Genomic DNA, 16422 nt, shown 5'->3' with positions numbered 1-16422 from the left:
CGACAGGCATTCCCACGTAGGCCCCTGCAACTGCACCGTCACCCTGGAGGAACCATGAGAAGGACCCTCGCCCTGGCCGCCGGCATGTCGATGCTGGCCCTGAGCGCGTGTGACAGCGCCCCCCCGGAGGCGGCGAACCCGGCGACCGCGGAGGGAGATGCGGCCACCACCGGCAGCTCGCTGCCTGAACCGAGCATCCAGCCGGAGGGCTGCGAGAACGTCGACGAGTTCGAGATCGGGCTCGTGACCATCAACCTGCAGGCGCTCTTCTTCAATCAGATCAACGACGCGGCCCAGGCGATGGCCGACGAGTACGGCGTCGACCTGCAGATCATCAGCGGCAACGACGACTCCGTGACGCAGGCCAACGCCATCAACACCCTCGTGGCCGACGGAGCCGACGCGATCATCGTGGCGGCGGTCGACACCGAGGGCATCAAGCCCTCCATCCGGGCCGCCGACGCGGCCGGCATCCCGGTGATCGCCGTCGACGCGATCGTCGAGGACCCGGCGGTCGACGCCCAGGTCGGGACGGCCAACGCCGAGGGCGGCGCCCAGATCGGGGAGCTCCTGCTCGAGCAGGCGGGTGGGCAGGGCGAGGTCGGCATCGTCGGCGCTCTCAACAGCACCATCCAGCTCGAGCGCCAGAAGGGCTTCGAGGAGGCGGTCACCGCCGGTGGGATGACCATCGGGACGGTCGTCGACGGCCGCAACATCCAGGAGAACGCCCAGACCGCCGCGGAGAACCTGCTCACCGGCAATCCCGACCTGGAGTACGTGTACGCGACCGGTGAGCCGGCGCTGGTCGGCCTGGCCGCCGCAGTGCGCAGCCAGAACGCGCAGGACCGCATCACCGTCGTCGGCTGGGACCTGGCCGAGCCCGTGGTGGAGGGGCTGGAGGCCGGCTGGATTGCCGGCGTCGTGCAGCAGAACACCTACGAGTTCGGCTACCAGGCGATGGCTGCGGCCATCGATGCGGCCTGCGGCAACCCGGTGCAGGAGGAGTACCCGGTGGACACGCAGATCGTGACCCCCGAGAACTACGAGGACTACCTCTACTACCTGGAGGGCTGAGACATGGCTGACGAGACCGAGGGCCTCCTCGTCGAGCTCAGGGGCATCACCAAGTCCTACGGGCCGGTGCAGTCGCTCCGAGGGGTCGACCTGACCCTGCGTCGCGGGGAGGTTCTCGGCCTCGTCGGCGACAACGGGGCCGGCAAGTCCACGCTCATGAAGGTGCTGGCCGGTGCCGTGCAGCACGGTGGCGGGGAGATCCGCGTGCACGGCCGGCCGGTCCGCTTCGCCAACCCCGCGGACGCCCAGGCCGAGAAGATCGGCATCGTCTACCAGGACCTCGCGCTGTGCGACACGATCGACGTCGCCGGGAACCTCTTCCTCGGCCGGGAACCCCGCAAGGGCCCCTTCATCGACCGCCGGACGATGCACCAGCGGGCCGCTGAGATCCTGTCCGACCTGCATGTCAAGGTGTCCTCCACGCACCAGGAGATCGGGACGCTCTCCGGGGGGCAGCGGCAGACGGTCGCGATCGCCCGGGCGGTCTCGTTCGATCCCGACGTGCTGATCCTGGACGAGCCGACGGCGGCCCTCGCGGTCGCCGAGGTGGAGTCGGTGCTGCGCCTCATCACCGACGTCGCAGCCCGAGGGGTGGGGGTCATCCTCATCACCCACCGCCTGCAGGACCTGTTCCGGGTCTGCGACCGGATCACCGTGATGTACGAGGGGGAGAGCGTGGACGACGTCCCGATCGACCAGCTCGACATCGAGAAGCTGGTCGCCCTCATCACCCGCTCGGAGCCGCAGAAGGCACGGAAGGAGGTGTCGTCATGACGGCGACCACCGCACCGGCGTCCACGGAGACCAGCCGGCAGCTCGCCCGGCAGCAGTCCTGGTGGGAACGGTCGAACAAGGCCACGATGGTCATGGCCGGCGTGACGGCGGCCGTGTGCGTCTTCTTCGCGCTCGCGTCGGACACCTTCCTGACGTTCGCCAACGTCTCCAACCTGGCGACCCAGGTGGCCCCGGTCCTCATCGTCGCCGTGGCGATGACGTTCGTGATCACGGCGGGTCAGATCGACCTGTCCGTGGGATCGATCATCGCGTTCGTCTCTGCCGTGTCCGCCCAGTTGCTGGCCGCCGGGTGGGACTCGTCGCTCGTGCTGATCGCGGGCCTGGTCATGGGCGCCGGCTGGGGGATGGTCAACGGCTGGTTCGCCGCCTATGCCGGCATCCCGGCGTTCATCGTCACCCTCGCGACGCTGTCGGTCATCCGGGGCATCGCCCTGCTCACCACGCAGGGCTTCTCGGTGCCGATCGACTTCGACACCTTCTTCGCCCAGCTCGGTTCGGCGCGGTGGCTCGGGCTCTCCAGCAGCGCCTGGATCGCCCTGGTAGTGGTCGTGCTCGGTCTCGTGGTCCTCCACCGGACGCCGTTCGGCCAGTACATCGTCGGCACCGGCGCGGCCGAGGAGTCGGTCCGGCGAGCCGGGGTGAACGTCCGCCGGGTGAAGATGATGGCGCTGACACTGTCCGGCCTCGCCGCCGGTATCGCCGGGATCCTGGTGGCCGCGCGGCTCGGCTCCGGGTCGGCCAACTCCGCCCAGGGCTTCGAGCTGACAGTCATCGCCGCCGTCGTCCTCGGCGGCACGAGCCTCTTCGGCGGCCGGGGCACGGTGGTGGGCACGCTCATCGGCGCCATCCTGATCACCGTCATCGCCAACGGCCTGACGCTCGTCGGGGTCAGCCCGTTCCTGACGCCGATCATCACCGGCACCGTGCTCCTCGTGGTGATCTGGGTCAACCTCCGCGGCAAGGACATCGGCCAGGCGCTCCGCTCGCTGGTCGCCGGGAGATGACCGTCGTCCGGACGGTGCTGGGCGACGTACCGTCGTCCGACCTGGGGATGGTGCTGCCGCACGAGCACCTGGCGAACGACAACGGAGCCGCGTTCCGGCCGGCCGCCGACCCGTGGGTCGCCGCCCTGCTCGACCGACCCGTCACGGCCGAGCTGGCGTGGCTGCTCGCCGACCACCCGTACGAGTCGCGGGACAACTGCCGCCTGGACGACGACGACGCCATGGCCGTTGATCTTCGTTCCTTCGCCGCAGCTGGGGGCCGGACGGTGATCGATCTGACGCCGCCCGGCATCGGCCGGGCACCCGAGCGGCTCGCTGCGCTCTCCCGGGCCACCGGGGTGCAGGTGGTGATGGGCTCCGGGTGGTATCTGGGGCACACCCACCCGGACCACCTGGTCAGGGCGACGGAAGATGGGCTCGCGGCAGAGCTCGTCGCCGAGTTCGACCACTCCCGCGACCTGCGGCCCGGCGTGATCGGGGAGATCGGGGTCTCCCCCTCGTTCACGACTGACGAGCGGAAGGCCCTGCGCGCGGCCTGCGCGGCGCAGCGGGTCGTCGGCGTGCCGCTGTTCATCCATCTCCCAGGCTGGCAGCGGTGGGCGCACGAGGTGCTCGACGTGGTGGTGGACGAGCAGGGCGTGGCACCCGCGGCCGTGGTCCTCTGCCACCTGGACCCATCGGGAGCCGACCGTGGATACCAGTCGTCGGTGGCCGACCGTGGGGTGTCGCTGGCCTTTGACATGATCGGGATGCCGTTCGACTTCCCTGGCGAGGGCCTCTCCCCCACTCCCGCGGAGAGCGCGCGTGCGGTCGTCGAACTGGTGGCGGCCGGCCACGCCGAGCGGATCCTGCTCTCCCACGACCTCTTCCTCAAGGCCATGCTCACCCGCTTCGGCGGCAACGGGCTGGCCTACGTCCCCGTGGTTTTCGCCGACCGTCTCCGTCGGGCGGGTCTGCCGGCGGACCTCGTGACCGCACTGATGACCGACAACCCGCGACGGCTATTCGAAGCCGCCACGGCCACCCCCGCACCGGAAGGGCCCTGAGCTACCCATGGCACGCATCCTCATCGCCGGCGAGAGCTGGATGACGACCTCCACGCACGTGAAAGGGGTCGACGAGTTCTCCGTGCACTCCTACGTCGAGGGAGTGGGGCCGCTGCGGGATGCGCTGACCGCCAGCGGCCACGAGGTCGTCCACCTGCCCGCGCACCTGGTGCCCACGGACTTCCCGGGCACCGCCGACGCCCTGTCCGCCTACGACCTCGTGGTGCTGTCCGACATCGGCGCGAATTCCATCCAACTCGCCCCCGCGGTCTTCGAGCACTCCCGGCCGGGCCACGACCGGCTGGCCGCACTGCGGGACTGGGTCGAGAGCGGCGGAGCTCTGCTGATGATCGGGGGCTACCTGTCCTTCAGCGGCTTCCAGGCACGAGCCGCCTTCCGGCAGACGCCGATCGCCGATGTCCTGCCGGTTCTCATGCTGCCCGAGGACGACCGCGTGGAGTGCCCGGCCGGCGTCCGTCCCGCTGTGGTCGATGCCGAGCATCCGGTCGTCCATGGCACAGGCGGCGACTGGCCCCTGCTACTCGGTTACAACCGGGTCGTCGCCAAGGAGAACGCCCAGGTGCCCGTGCGGGTCGGTGCCGACCCCCTCGTCGCCGTCGCCGACTACGGGCGCGGTCGCGCGGGTGCCTTCACCTCGGACTGCTCCCCGCACTGGGCGCCCCCGGCCTTCTGCGAGGAGTGGCCCGGTTACGGGCGGTTGTTCGACGGCCTCGTGCGCTGGCTGGTGAGGCAGTGACCCACGCCCAAGGTCGATCAGCCGCCCTCGTGGCGAGGCAGGCCGGTGCGCTGGACGCCGCCTGCGGCTGCCGATTCATCCGTGACGCCGTCGGCGGCACCCTCTCCGATGACGACTTCGCTCGGTACCTCCTCATCGAGGAGTCCTTCGTGCTGACCGCGGCACGCGTTCTCGGGCGGGTGGTGTGGGACTCGACCACCTGGGAGACGCTCCTCCCGAGCGCTCGGTCACTCACCAATCTCGTCACCGACCAGCGGTCCTACTTCGGTGCGCTGCGTGACCGATGGCCGGTATCCGAGGATGAGGCGACGAGGACGGCGGCGCGTGCAGCGGTGCTCTCCGACGTCGTTCTGGCCCAGGTGCGCGAGGGCGGCCGCCCGGCCGCGGTCACCGGGATGCTCGCCGCGGAAACCATGTACGCCCGGTGGTGCACAGCCGCCGCTGCTGCTCCGCAGGCCGCCCGGTCGCGGAGGCAGCCCGACCTCCAGGCATGGATCGATCTGCACACCCAGCCGGAGTTCCTCGGGCAGGTGACCGCGCTGGAGGCGGATGTCGACCGGTTGGGCGAGGACGTGGCGGACGACGGTGACCTCGACCGTTGGTTCGCCGGTGTGCTCGAGGCCGAGATCGCATTCCACGACGCCGTCCGCAGCTGAGTCGCCCGGCGGCCGCGGCTCTCCGGCTGCCGCGGCCTCGTCGGCGACGTGCCGTCCTCGTAGACCTGCTCCGGTTCTTCACAGCCCTGCGCCGGGGCCCGCTACCGCCGGCAGGTGACCATGGGGTCGGACGCCGGATCGTGGGTAGGGCGGAGGAATGTTCGATCCGGCCGTCAGCGACCAGTGGTGGAAGAACGCCGTCGTCTACTCCGTGGACGTCGAGACGTTCATGGACTCCGACGGCGACGGGATCGGCGACTTCCGGGGCCTGACCCATCGCCTGCCCTACCTGTCCGGTCTGGGCGTGACCTGCCTGTGGTTGCTGCCCTTCTATCCCACTCCGGGTCGGGACGACGGCTACGACGTCAGCGACTACTACACGGTGGACCCTCGGCTGGGCACGCTGGGCGAGTTCGTCGAGTTCGTCCGCACCGCCCGGGACCTCGGGATCCGGGTGGTGATCGACCTCGTGGTGAACCACACCTCCAGCGAGCACCCGTGGTTCCAGTACGCGCGTCGCGACCGGAACTCCCGGTACCGGGACTGGTACGTCTGGGTCGACGAGAGGCCGGAGGACGAGGACAAGGTCATCTTCCCGGACAAGGAGGACAGCAACTGGGAGTGGGACGAGGAGGCGGGGCAGTTCTACCTGCACCGGTTCTACTCGTCGGAGCCCGACCTCAACATCGCCAACCCCGACGTGCGCGACGAGATCCACCGGATCATGGGGTTCTGGCTGGAGCTGGGCGTCTCCGGTTTCCGGGTGGATGCCGCGCCCTACCTCATCGGCGGCACCGGGATCGAGAACGAGATGCCGCAGGACCCGCACCTGATCCTGCAGGACATGCGCGGCTTCCTCTCCCGCCGGCGCGGGGACGCGGTGCTGTTCGGCGAGGTGAACCTCGACCCCGGTGATCGCGAGACCTTCTTCGGTGACGACGGCGACGAGATGACCGGGCTGTTCAACTTCATCCTCTCCGGCGCCGTCTTCACCGCGCTGGCCCGGGGCGAGGCCACGCCGCTGGCCGAGCACCTGCGACGGACGCCGTCCCCGCCCCGGACCTCGCAGTGGCTCAACTTCCTGCGCAACCACGACGAGCTGAACCTCTCCCGGCTGCCGGCCGACGAGAAGGACGAGGTGATGGCCGCCTTCGCACCGGACCAGGACATGCGGATCTACGGCCGCGGCATCCGGCGGCGGCTGCCACCCATGCTCGGCGGCGACCGCCGGCGCCTCGAGCTGGCGTTCAGCCTCCTCCTCACCCTCCCCGGCACGCCGGTGCTCCTCTACGGGGAGGAGATCGGGATGGGTGACGACCTGGCGGTCGAGGGGCGGAAGAGCGTCCGCACGGTCATGCAGTGGACCGACGGACCGAACGGCGGCTTCTCCAGCAAGCGGGACGGCGATCTCGCCGCGCCGGTCGTCGACGACGGACCGTTCCGCTACCAAGAGGTCAACGTGGCCGAGCAGCGACGCCGCGAGGACTCGATGCTCAACCGGGTGGAGCGGGCGATCCGGGTGCGCAAGGAGTCCCCGGAGTTCGGCTGGGGCGCCTGGACGGTCCTCGAGTCCGGGGACCCGCGGGTGCTCGTCCACCGGTGCGACTGGCTGGACGGCACGGTGCTCGCCGTGCACAACCTGTCCGGCGACGACGTGGAGACCCGGATCGACCTGGCCGACGGCAACCGGCTCGAAGAGGTCAGCGACATCTTCGGCAACGACCGCTACGAGCCGCTCGACCTGGACGATCCCCGCGTCCCCCTCGCGCCCTACGGCTACCGGTGGCTGCGCGGGAGGCGCCCGGGTACGGGAACCGCCCTGTGACCGGACGGCAGGGCCCCGGTGAGCCGGCCGCCCCGTGGTGGCGCAGCGGCGTCGTCTACCAGGTCTATCCCCGGTCCTTCGCGGACGCCTCCGGGGACGGCATCGGGGACCTGGACGGGATCCGGAGCCGGCTGGACCACCTGAGCTGGCTGGGCGTCGACGTGCTGTGGCTCTCCCCGATCTACCGCTCCCCCATGGCCGACGCCGGCTACGACATCGCCGACCACTGCGAGATCGATCCCCTGTTCGGCGACCTGGCGGCCTTCGACCGGCTGCTGGCCGACGTCCACGACCGTGGCATGCGGCTGATGCTGGACTGGGTGCCCAACCACACCAGCGACCAGCACCCCTGGTTCCTCGACTCGCGCAGTTCCCGGAACTCCGCCCGCCGGAACTGGTACCTGTGGCGGAACGGCGACCCGTCCACGCCACCGAACAACTGGCTGGCCCAGTTCACCGGCGGCCCGGCCTGGACCTGGGACGACGACACCGCGCAGTGGTACCTGCACCTCTTCCTCCCGGAGCAGCCCGACCTCAACTGGGCCGAGCCCGCCGTGCAGGAGGCGATGCACGACGTCCTCCGATTCTGGCTGCGTCGCGGGGTGGACGGCTTCCGCGCGGACGTCGTCCACCTGATCGGCAAGGACCCGGACCTGCCCGACCACCCGCCCGAGCTGGTCGGTACGAACATCGTGCACAGCCACGACCTGCCGGTGACCCACGAGCTGCTGCGCGGTATCCGGGCGGTGCTCGACGAGTTCCCCGGGGACCGCGCGATGGTCGGTGAGGTGAACCTGCGCTCCCCCGCCCTGATCGCTCCCTACTACGGCGCGGGCGACGAACTGCACCTGACCTTCAACTTCGTCCCGCTGTCCGGTCCGTGGGAGCCGTCCTTCTGGCGAGCGGCCATCGAGGAGACCCTGGCGGCGCTGGGGCCCGGCGGTTCCTGGCCGACCTGGGTGCTGTCCAACCACGACAACCCCCGGCACCGCACCCGTTACGGCGGCTCGGAGGCCCGGGCTCGCGCCGCCGCGGCGCTGCTGCTCACCCTGCCGGGAACGCCGTTCCTGTACGCGGGCGAGGAGCTGGGGCTCGAGGACGCCGTCGTCCCGCCGGACCGGCAGGTCGACCCGGGGGGCCGCGACGGGTGCCGGGCGCCGATCCCGTGGACGGCGGACGACGGCCACGGCTGGCCTCCCGAGCCGTGGCTGCCCTTCCCTCCGGACGCCGCCGCACGCAGCGCCGCGGCACAGCGGGAGGACCCGGCCTCGATCCTGCACCTCTACCGCCGGCTCCTGGCCGCCCGCCGTCGCTCGCCCGCGCTCTCCGCCGGTGCCTGGAGGGCCGTGCCGGCTCCCGACGGGGTGCTGGCCTACGAGCGGCAGGCCGGCGCCGACCGACGGGTCGTCGCGGTGAACTTCACCGATGCGCCGGCCCGGTTCCCGCTGGACGAGCCCGCGACCGTGGAGGTCTCGTCGACCGGTACCGCGGAGGGTGCTGCCTGGACCGGCGCTCTGGGGCCCGACGAGGCCGTCCTGCTCGCCCCGGCGAGGACGGGCACCGGGTGACGGCGTCAGCAGCTCAGCTGACGTCCTCGTCCACCCAGTCCAGCGACTTGGTCACCGCCTTCTGCCAGTTGCGGTAGTTCCGCTCCCGCTCCTCGGCGGGCATCCGCGGCTCCCAGCGCCGGTCCTCCGACCACTTGGCGGTCAGCTCGTCCAGGTCGGACCAGAAGCCGACGGCCAGGCCCGCGGCGTACGCCGCCCCCAGTGCGGTGGTCTCCGCGATCCTCGGCCGGATGACCGGGACGTCGAGCAGGTCGGCCTGGAACTGCATGAGCAGCTCGTTGCCCACCATCCCGCCGTCGACCCGGAGCTCGGTCAGGTCGACGCCGGAGTCGGCGTTCATCGCGTCGAGCACCTCGCGGGTCTGGTACGCGGTGGCCTCGAGCACCGCCCGGGCGAGATGCCCCTTGGTGACGAAGCGGGTCAGGCCGACCACCGCGCCGCGGGCGTCGGCGCGCCAGTGCGGGGCGAACAGCCCGGAGAAGGCCGGCACGACGTAGGCGCCGCCGTTGTCCTCGACGGAGCGGGCCAGGTCCTCGATCTCGGGAGCCGCCGAGATCAGCCCCAGGTTGTCGCGCACCCACTGCACGAGCGATCCGGTGACGGCGATCGAGCCCTCCAGCGCGTACACCGGCTTGGCGGTCCCGAGCTGGTAGCACAGCGTGGTGAGCAGGCCGTTCTCCGACCGGACCGCTTCCTCCCCGGTGTTGAGCAGCATGAAGTTGCCGGTGCCGTAGGTGTTCTTGGCCATCCCGCGCGCGAAGCAGACCTGCCCGAACGTCGCCGCCTGCTGGTCGCCCAGCGACCCGGCGATCGGCACCCCGGCGAGGAAGCCGGAGGGGCGCCCGCGGCCGTACTCCTCGGAGTTGGAGCGGATCTCCGGGAGCATCGACACCGGGATGCCCATCTCCTCGGCGATGGACTCGTCCCAGGCCAGCGTCCGGTAGTCCATGAGCATGGTGCGGGAGGCGTTGGAGACGTCGGTGAGGTGCTGCCCGCCGTCGGGGCCGCCGGTCATGTTCCAGATCAGCCAGGAGTCGATGGTCCCCATGAGCAGCTCGCCGCGCTCGGCGCGCTCCCGGACGCCGTCGACGTTGTCCAGGATCCAGCGGACCTTCGGGCCGGCGAAGTAGGTGGCCAGCGGCAGGCCGACGGTGTCCTTGTACCGGTTCGCGCCGCCGCCCAGGCGGCCCAGCTCCTCGATGATCGTCGTGGTGCGGGTGTCCTGCCAGACGATCGCGTTGTGGACCGGCCGGCCGGTCGCCCGGTCCCAGACCACCGCCGTCTCGCGCTGGTTCGTGATGCCCACGGCGACGACGTCGGCCGGTCCCACGTCGCTGCGCGCGAGGGCCTGGCCGACCACCTCCCGGGTGTTGCCCCAGATCTCCAGCGCGTCGTGCTCCACCCATCCGGCCCGCGGAAAGATCTGCTGGTGCTCCTTCTGGCCGACCGACACCACCGCACCGTCGTGGTCGAAGATCATGCACCGGGTGCTGGTGGTGCCCTGGTCGATCGCGGCGACGTACTGGCTCACGGGGCGTTCCTCTCGGCCGGGTCGGAGCTCGACGGGTGACAGGGCCGCGCCGATCAGCGGGCCGACGGAGAGGGTGGCCGACGCCGGCGCGTCAGCGGCGCCGGGTCCGACGGCGGCGCGACTTGTCGGTGTACATGTCGTCGTCCGCCTCGCGCACGACCCGCTCGTACACCGTCTCGGGCTCCTCGCCGCCCCGCACCGTGCCGATGCCGATGCTGATGCCCACGGGCACGCGGGTCCCGTCGAGGTCGAGCGGCTCGGTGACCGTGGTGCGCAGCCGGTCGGCCAGCGCCACGGCGTCGGCCCGCTCGGTGTTCTCGCAGACGATGCTGAACTCGTCGCCGCCCAGGCGGGCCGCGGTGTCGCTGGCCCGCAGCACCGACTGCAGCCGCTCGGCGAAGGAGACGAGCACGCGGTCACCCATCGGGTGGCCCAGCTCGTCGTTGATCGCCTTGAAGCCGTCCAGGTCGATGATCAGCACGCAGGTCGGGGTGTCCTCGCGGTGTCCCCGGTCCAGCGCGTGCCGCAGCCGGTCCTGGAACAGCAGCCGGTTGGGCAGCCCGGTGAGCGGGTCGTGCAGCGAGCGGTGGACCAGCTGGGCCTCCAGCGCCTTGCGCTCGGTGATGTCCTCGACGATCAGCACCAGGTGCGCCGGCTGCCCCTCGGGGTTCTCCGGCACCCACGACGCGGTGATCTGCACCGGGACCTCGGAGCCGTCGGCACGGACCAGCCGGGTCTCGAGGCGCAGCGGCCGATCGGGCGCGGCGGTGAAGACTGCGTGCGCCTGCCGCGCGGCGGCGACCACGTCCCGGTGCACGAAGTCCAGGACCGAGCGGCCGCTCAGCTCCTCGGGAGCCCGCCCCGTCATGTCCGACAGCGCCGGGTTGACGTCGACCAGGAGACCGGCAGGGGTCGTCAGCGCGATCCCCATCGGCGCGTTGGCGAAAGCACTCCGCCGGTCCGCCGGGGGTAGCGCATCCGCCACCTCCACCACTTCCCACCTCCCGTACCTGCACACATCTTGGTGGACCGGGCGCCGGATGTGCTCCCCGGGCGGGTCGGATCCGACCCGGAACGCCTGATCGAGGGAACGACCGGGGCGGGGTGGAGGATTGCGGGCGTAGCCGATCGCCGCACCGAGGAGACGCAGATGTTCGAGTTCGACCTGGTCCTGCCCACCTCGGTCGACGTGCGCGAGGTGGGCATGCGCGACGGGCTCCAGCTGGAGGCCCCCGTGCCGCTGGAGGCCAAGCTGGCGATGCTGGAGGCCCTCGTGGCCACCGGGGTCCGCCGCATCGAGGCGACGTCGTTCGTGTCCCCGAAGGCCGTGCCCGCGCTCGCCGACGCCGACCAGGTGGCGGCCGAGCTGACCCGTTGGCCGGAGGTGCACTGGTCGGCGCTGGTCGCCAACCCGCGCGGTGCCGTGCGGGCCGTGGACGCCGGCGTCGCCCACCTCGAGTACGTCGTCTCCGCCTCCGACGGGCACAGCCGGGCGAATGCCGGGCGCAGCACCGCCGAGGCGGTCGCCGCGGTCAGCGAGATCGCCGGCCTGGCGCACGGCGCCGGGGGATCCCTCGAGGTCATCATCGCGACGGCGTGGGACTGTCCGTTCGACGGCCGGACCCCGGTGGCCCGCACCGTCGACGTCGCCCGGGCGGCGGTCACGGCCGGCGCCGACCAGCTCTGCCTCGGCGACACCATCGGGACGACGACGCCGCTGCGCGTGGTCACCCTGGTCGGCGCCGTCCGGCGCGCGTGCCCGGGCATCGCCGTGGGCGTGCACTTCCACGACACCCGCGGCACCGGCCAGGCCAACGCGCTGGCGGCGGTGCAGGCCGGCGTCACCCAGCTCGACGCGTCGGTGGGCGGGCTGGGCGGCTGCCCGTTCGCCCCCGGAGCCAGCGGCAACATCGCCACCGAGGAGCTGGTCTACATGCTCGAGGAGTCCGGCGTGCGCACCGGCCTGGACCTGGATGCGCTGCTGGCCGCCGCCCGGGTCACCGAGGACGCCGTCGGCCACGAGCTGCCGAGCTCGCTCTACCGGGCCGGTGGCCGGTCGGTCCCGCGCCCGGCCGGGGCGAGCTGATGGTGGCCGACGGAGCCGCGGGGCCGACCCGGATCGTCGACCCCCGGCTGATGCGCGAGGTGCTCGGCCACTTCGCCTCCGGGGTCACCGTGGTCACCGCCGACGCCCCCGAGGGGCCGATCGGGTTCACCTGCCAGTCGTTCAGCTCCCTGTCCCTGGACCCGCCGCTGGTGGCCCTGGCGCCGGCCCGGACCTCCCGCACGTGGGCCCGGCTGCGGGACATCGGCCGGTTCTGCGTCAACGTGCTGGCCGAGGGGCAGGACGCCGTCTCGCAGAACTTCGCCCGGTCGGGCGCTGACAAGTTCGCCGGCGTGCGGTGGACGCCGAGCGCGCACGGTTCCCCCGTGCTGGAGGACGTCGTGGCCTGGATCGACGGCGAGCTGTGGGCCGAGTACGACGGCGGCGACCACACCATCGTCGTGGCCCGGGTGCTCGACCTCGATGCCGCACCGGACCGCCGTCCCCTGCTGTTCCACCGCGGCGCGTACGGGCTGCTGCGCAGCGACGAGGCCTGACCGGCGGTTCCTGACGCCGGATCCGGGGCACCTCCGGCACCAGGTTCGCGTGCCACCGACGCGAGGAGGGACTCCGATGGGACTGCTCGACCGGCTCTTCGGCCGCAGGCGGCAGCACGACGACCGGCGCTACGCGGGCTACGACGACGGGTCCGAGCCGGGCTACGCTCAGCCCCCGCCGCCGTCGGCCGACCAGCAGGCGATCGAGCGGTACCGGTACCTGCTGCGGACCGCCCCGCCGGACCAGATCGAGCAGGCGCACGCGGAGGCGTTCGCGCAGCTCACCCCCGACCAGCGGCGGGAGGTGCTGGCCCAGCTCAGCGACGCCGTCCCCGCCGGTGAACGGCCGACCGGCGACGACCCGCGGACCCTGGCCCGGACGGCGACCCGCGCCGAACTGCGGCAACCCGGCTTCATGGAGCGCACGTTCAGCGGTCCGGCCCGCGGCGGCTACGGTCCGGGATCCCGCGGTCCCGGCATGGGCGGGATCATCGGCGGCAGCATGCTCGGCACCATCGGCGGGCTCGTCGTCGGCACCGCGGTGGCCGACGCGCTCTTCGACACCGGCCTGGGTGACAGTGGGCTGTTCGGCGGCGGCGACGAGGAGGCCAACGCCGCCGGTTACGAGGACGGCGCGGGTGCCGGCGGCTACGAGAGCTACGACGGCTACGACGGGGGCTTCGGCGGCGGCGACTTCGGGGGCGGGGCTTCGGGGGCGGGGACTTCTAGTCCGCGGTGCCGCGCCTGCGTCGCAGCAGGAGCAGGCCCAGCACCGGCAGGACGAGCGGGATGAACAGGTAACCCTGCCCGTAGGCCGACCACACCGTCTCGTCCGGGAACGCCGCCGGGTCGACCACGGTGAGGGTGCCGACGCCCAGCACGCCGGCCAGCTCCACGCTGATCGCCACCAGCGCCGTCCGCCGGCCGCCGTTGCCGCCACGGGCCAGCCCGGCCGCGGCCACCAGGTAGACCGCGGCGGCGAAGGCCGACAGCAGGTAGGCCAGCGGCGCGACGTCGAACCGGGTGCTCAGCTGCACGACGGACCGGGCGCCGGCCGCCAGCGCGAACACGGCGTAGACGACGACGACCGCGCGGGCGGGCCCGGCGCCGGATCCGCCGCGGGCGGCGGGGGCGCCCAGCAGGTTCCGCTCAGGCACCGGTGGCCTCCCAGAGCTGCAGCAGCCGCCACACCATGACGCCGGCCGCCGCCGAGGCGACGGCGAGGATCGTGCCGGCCCAGCGGGTGGGCTCGGACCGCGCCCACAGCACACCGGCCACCGGGATCAGCAGGACGCCGAACAGATAGCTGAGGAACGTCGGGGTGTCCGCTGGTGCGTCGCCACCGGCCATGGCGATGCCCGCCACCACCGCCTGCACCACCAGCAGCGCCTCCAGCACGCCGGCCCCCGCGAGGTGCAGCAGGCCGATGCGGCGGCCGGCCACCGTCGAGGCCAGGCCGAGGAGGGTGACCACGCCGGCGACGACGGTCGCGGCGACCACGAGCACGAGCGTCACCGCGCCCGCCCGGGACGCGAGGAGAGGAGCGGCACGCGCTCATCCTCCCGTCGGGTGCACCCGCGGCCCGATGCGGGGCCCCGGTCCCGGGACGGCGCCGGCGGGTTCGCGCGTGCGCACCCGGCTCCCTGCGGGGTTGCCCCCTCCCCACCATTCCGGGGCCCCCGACGTGGACCGCGCAGGGCCGGTCTGGCAGGTCAGGGCCGCCTCACCACCGTCGGCCTGGTCATCGCCACGGCGATCGTGGTGGGTCTGCGTGGCAGATGCGGATGCTGCGCGGCATGGCCGACGAGCTCGGCCGGACCGTGGTGCTCGTCGTCCACGAGGTCGACGTCGCCGCCGGGTATTCCGACCGGATCGTGGCGATGCGCGACGGGCACCTGGTCGCGGTCCCCTGGAGGTGACCGTAACTCCGCAGTAACCCCTACGGCGCAGCCTCGTTGTCCGGGCACGTCCGCCGGATACCGCGAGGAGCGCTCATGAACCCGTCGTCCCGCCGCCTGCTCGGGGTGGTGTCCGGCGCCGTCGTCGCCGGCGCCCTGCTCGCCGCCCCCGCCCAGGCCCAGCCCTCCGGTCCGCCGCTCGCCCCGGTGCAGGAGTTCCTGGCCCACCAGCTCACCTCCCTCGCCGCGGCGACGCCGACCACGGTGCTGGTGCACGGCACGGACATCACCGCCGCACGGGCGGCCGTGACCGCCACCGGCATGCGCCCGGTCACCGAGTTCGAGCGGATCGGCGTCGTGGTCGCCTCCGGCACCGCTGCCCAGATCCAGGACGCCCGCAGCCGGCCCGGCGTCACCTATCTCGAGGGCAACACGCCCATCGAGTTCACCCAGGAGACCTCCGGCACCGCCACCCGCGGCGCGGAGGCGGTGGCCACGCTCACCGGCGCGAACGGTCAGCCCCTCGACGGCAGCGGCGTCTCGGTGGCCGTCATCGACTCCGGCATCGACCCGAGCCACCCGTACTTCCGCAACCCCGACGGCAGCAGCGCCGTCGTCGCCAACCTCAAGAGCCTGTGCCTCGTGGAGGCCGGCGCCACCCTCGACTGCGTGGTCCCGGTCCCGGGCGTCGTCGACACCGACACGCTGGCGGTGGGCGGGCACGGCACGCACGTGAGCGGGATCGTCGCCGGCCGGCCGACGACGCTGACCGACGGCGGGCAGCTCACCGGCGCGGCCCCCGGCGCGAGCCTGGTCTCCATCTCCACCGGGGCCGTGCTGCTGATCGTGGGGGCCGACTCGGCGCTGAACTGGGTGCTGGAGAACCACGAGGCGCCCTGCGGCGACGGCGTCCCGGCCGAGGTCTGCCCGCCGATCAAGGTGACCAACAACAGCTACGGGCCCAGCGGCGGCGGCGAGTTCGACCCGGACTCGGCCACGGTGAAGCTGCAGCGCGCCCTGGCCGCCGAGGGCGTCGTCACGGTCTGGGCGGCCGGCAACGACGGCGGCGACGGGTCGGCGTCGCTCACCAACCCGCCCGGCCAGGACCCGACCGGCGGCATCCTGTCGGTGGCCTCGTACCACGACCAGGACACCGGCACCCGCGACGGCGTGGTCAGCGAGTACTCCTCCCGCGGCGCCGCGGCCGACCCCTCCACCTGGCCGGACCTCGCCGCGCCCGGCGAGGACATCACCTCCGCCTGCCGCCCGTACCTGCCGATCTGCTCGACCGGCCTGGACTTCCGCAACGGTCCGGGGCTGCTCGATCTCGGCACCTTCAACACGATCAGCGGGACGTCGATGGCCGCCCCGCACGTGGCCGGCATCGTGGCCCAGTTGTTCCAGGCGGACCCGACGGCCACCCCGGCCGAGATCGAGGTCGCGCTGAAGAGCACCGCCCACCGGTTCACCGACGGCGCGGCCTACCAGTCCGTCGGCGGCTACAGCAGCTCCTACGACAAGGGCACCGGCCTGGTCGACGTCGTCGCCGCAGCGCAGGCGCTCACCGGGTCCACCGATCCGGCGGCCCAGCAGCAGGGACGGCGACCGGCGCACGCCGGGCCGAAGCCCCGGGGTTGACCGCCTGGGCCCCCGCCGTCGTTCCACGT

The 16422-nt window shown here is 72.5% G+C and carries 17 protein-coding genes; 13 read left to right on the top strand and 4 right to left on the bottom strand.

Annotation, left to right across the window (positions count from 1 at the left end; translation table 11 throughout):
* Window positions 1-54 precede the first annotated feature (54 nt).
* The 8 genes from BLASA_RS22735 (at window position 55) to BLASA_RS22700 (ending at window position 8725) form a co-directional block, all read left to right on the top strand.
* Window positions 55-1074 (top strand): substrate-binding domain-containing protein, encoded by a 1020-nt coding sequence (locus BLASA_RS22735; RefSeq protein WP_014378636.1) that lies wholly within the window; start codon window positions 55-57, stop codon window positions 1072-1074.
* Window positions 1075-1077: 3 nt separating this feature from the next.
* Window positions 1078-1848: an ATP-binding cassette domain-containing protein gene (locus BLASA_RS22730; protein WP_014378635.1), complete on the top strand. Its 771-nt coding sequence runs from the start codon at window positions 1078-1080 to the stop codon at window positions 1846-1848.
* Window positions 1845-2873: an ABC transporter permease gene (locus BLASA_RS22725; protein ID WP_014378634.1), complete on the top strand. Its 1029-nt coding sequence runs from the start codon at window positions 1845-1847 to the stop codon at window positions 2871-2873. Before BLASA_RS22730 ends, BLASA_RS22725 begins: the two co-directional genes overlap by 4 nt.
* On the top strand, window positions 2870-3919 hold the full coding sequence (locus BLASA_RS22720) for a phosphotriesterase family protein (protein WP_014378633.1): 1050 nt from the start codon (window positions 2870-2872) through the stop codon (window positions 3917-3919). The genes BLASA_RS22725 and BLASA_RS22720 overlap by 4 nt, the downstream gene beginning before the upstream one ends.
* A 7-nt stretch (window positions 3920-3926) precedes the next feature.
* Window positions 3927-4676: a glutamine amidotransferase gene (locus BLASA_RS22715; protein WP_014378632.1), complete on the top strand. Its 750-nt coding sequence runs from the start codon at window positions 3927-3929 to the stop codon at window positions 4674-4676.
* Between the two features lie 29 nt (window positions 4677-4705).
* Window positions 4706-5332 (top strand): TenA family protein, encoded by a 627-nt coding sequence (locus tag BLASA_RS22710; protein ID WP_197536248.1) that lies wholly within the window; start codon window positions 4706-4708, stop codon window positions 5330-5332.
* Window positions 5333-5489: 157 nt separating this feature from the next.
* Window positions 5490-7157 (top strand): alpha-amylase family protein, encoded by a 1668-nt coding sequence (locus BLASA_RS22705; protein ID WP_014378630.1) that lies wholly within the window; start codon window positions 5490-5492, stop codon window positions 7155-7157.
* Entirely contained in the window at window positions 7154-8725 is a 1572-nt protein-coding gene (locus BLASA_RS22700; RefSeq protein ID WP_051005263.1) for an alpha-amylase family glycosyl hydrolase, read from the top strand. The genes BLASA_RS22705 and BLASA_RS22700 overlap by 4 nt, the downstream gene beginning before the upstream one ends.
* Before the next feature lie 13 nt (window positions 8726-8738).
* Here the strand turns inward: BLASA_RS22700 and glpK are convergent, their stop codons facing one another.
* Both glpK and BLASA_RS22690 read right to left on the bottom strand, forming a co-directional pair.
* Window positions 8739-10256, bottom strand: coding sequence for a glycerol kinase GlpK (gene glpK, locus BLASA_RS22695; protein ID WP_014378628.1), 1518 nt, complete (start codon window positions 10254-10256; stop codon window positions 8739-8741).
* Window positions 10257-10347: 91 nt separating this feature from the next.
* Window positions 10348-11247, bottom strand: coding sequence for a GGDEF domain-containing protein (locus tag BLASA_RS22690; RefSeq protein WP_231839511.1), 900 nt, complete (start codon window positions 11245-11247; stop codon window positions 10348-10350).
* A 159-nt stretch (window positions 11248-11406) separates the two neighbouring features.
* On the opposite strand from BLASA_RS22690, the gene BLASA_RS22685 reads away from it, so the two are divergent.
* The 3 genes from BLASA_RS22685 (at window position 11407) to BLASA_RS22675 (ending at window position 13650) form a co-directional block, all read left to right on the top strand.
* On the top strand, window positions 11407-12342 hold the full coding sequence (locus BLASA_RS22685; protein ID WP_014378626.1) for a hydroxymethylglutaryl-CoA lyase: 936 nt from the start codon (window positions 11407-11409) through the stop codon (window positions 12340-12342).
* Window positions 12342-12857, top strand: coding sequence for a flavin reductase family protein (locus BLASA_RS22680; protein ID WP_014378625.1), 516 nt, complete (start codon window positions 12342-12344; stop codon window positions 12855-12857). The genes BLASA_RS22685 and BLASA_RS22680 overlap by 1 nt, the downstream gene beginning before the upstream one ends.
* A 76-nt stretch (window positions 12858-12933) precedes the next feature.
* Window positions 12934-13650: a hypothetical protein gene (locus BLASA_RS22675; RefSeq protein WP_014378624.1), complete on the top strand. Its 717-nt coding sequence runs from the start codon at window positions 12934-12936 to the stop codon at window positions 13648-13650.
* Here the strand turns inward: BLASA_RS22675 and BLASA_RS22670 are convergent.
* Both BLASA_RS22670 and BLASA_RS22665 read right to left on the bottom strand, forming a co-directional pair.
* The gene (locus BLASA_RS22670) at window positions 13583-14014 is read right to left on the bottom strand and encodes a hypothetical protein (RefSeq protein WP_014378623.1); all 432 of its coding nucleotides are present in this window, start codon (window positions 14012-14014) and stop codon (window positions 13583-13585) included. The two genes, BLASA_RS22675 and BLASA_RS22670, sit on opposite strands and share 68 nt — an antisense overlap.
* A complete protein-coding gene (locus tag BLASA_RS22665; RefSeq protein ID WP_041775918.1) occupies window positions 14007-14372 on the bottom strand; it encodes a hypothetical protein in 366 nt (121 codons plus the stop codon). Before BLASA_RS22665 ends, BLASA_RS22670 begins: the two co-directional genes overlap by 8 nt.
* Window positions 14373-14653: 281 nt before the next feature.
* Between BLASA_RS22665 and BLASA_RS26395 the strand changes: the two genes are divergently transcribed.
* Together BLASA_RS26395 and BLASA_RS22660 are read left to right on the top strand one after the other, a co-directional pair.
* On the top strand, window positions 14654-14776 hold the full coding sequence (locus tag BLASA_RS26395) for a hypothetical protein (protein ID WP_269446678.1): 123 nt from the start codon (window positions 14654-14656) through the stop codon (window positions 14774-14776).
* A gap of 75 nt (window positions 14777-14851) precedes the next feature.
* Window positions 14852-16393 carry a S8 family serine peptidase gene (locus BLASA_RS22660; RefSeq protein WP_014378620.1) on the top strand — a complete coding sequence of 514 codons (1542 nt, stop codon included), beginning with the start codon at window positions 14852-14854 and terminating at the stop codon, window positions 16391-16393.
* Window positions 16394-16422: the final 29 nt, after the last annotated feature.

The organism is Blastococcus saxobsidens DD2, assembly GCF_000284015.1.
Taxonomy (GTDB): domain Bacteria; phylum Actinomycetota; class Actinomycetes; order Mycobacteriales; family Geodermatophilaceae; genus Blastococcus; species Blastococcus saxobsidens_A.
The sequence above is the reverse complement of the archived record's forward strand: the minus strand, read 5'-3'. Positions and strand labels throughout refer to the sequence as shown.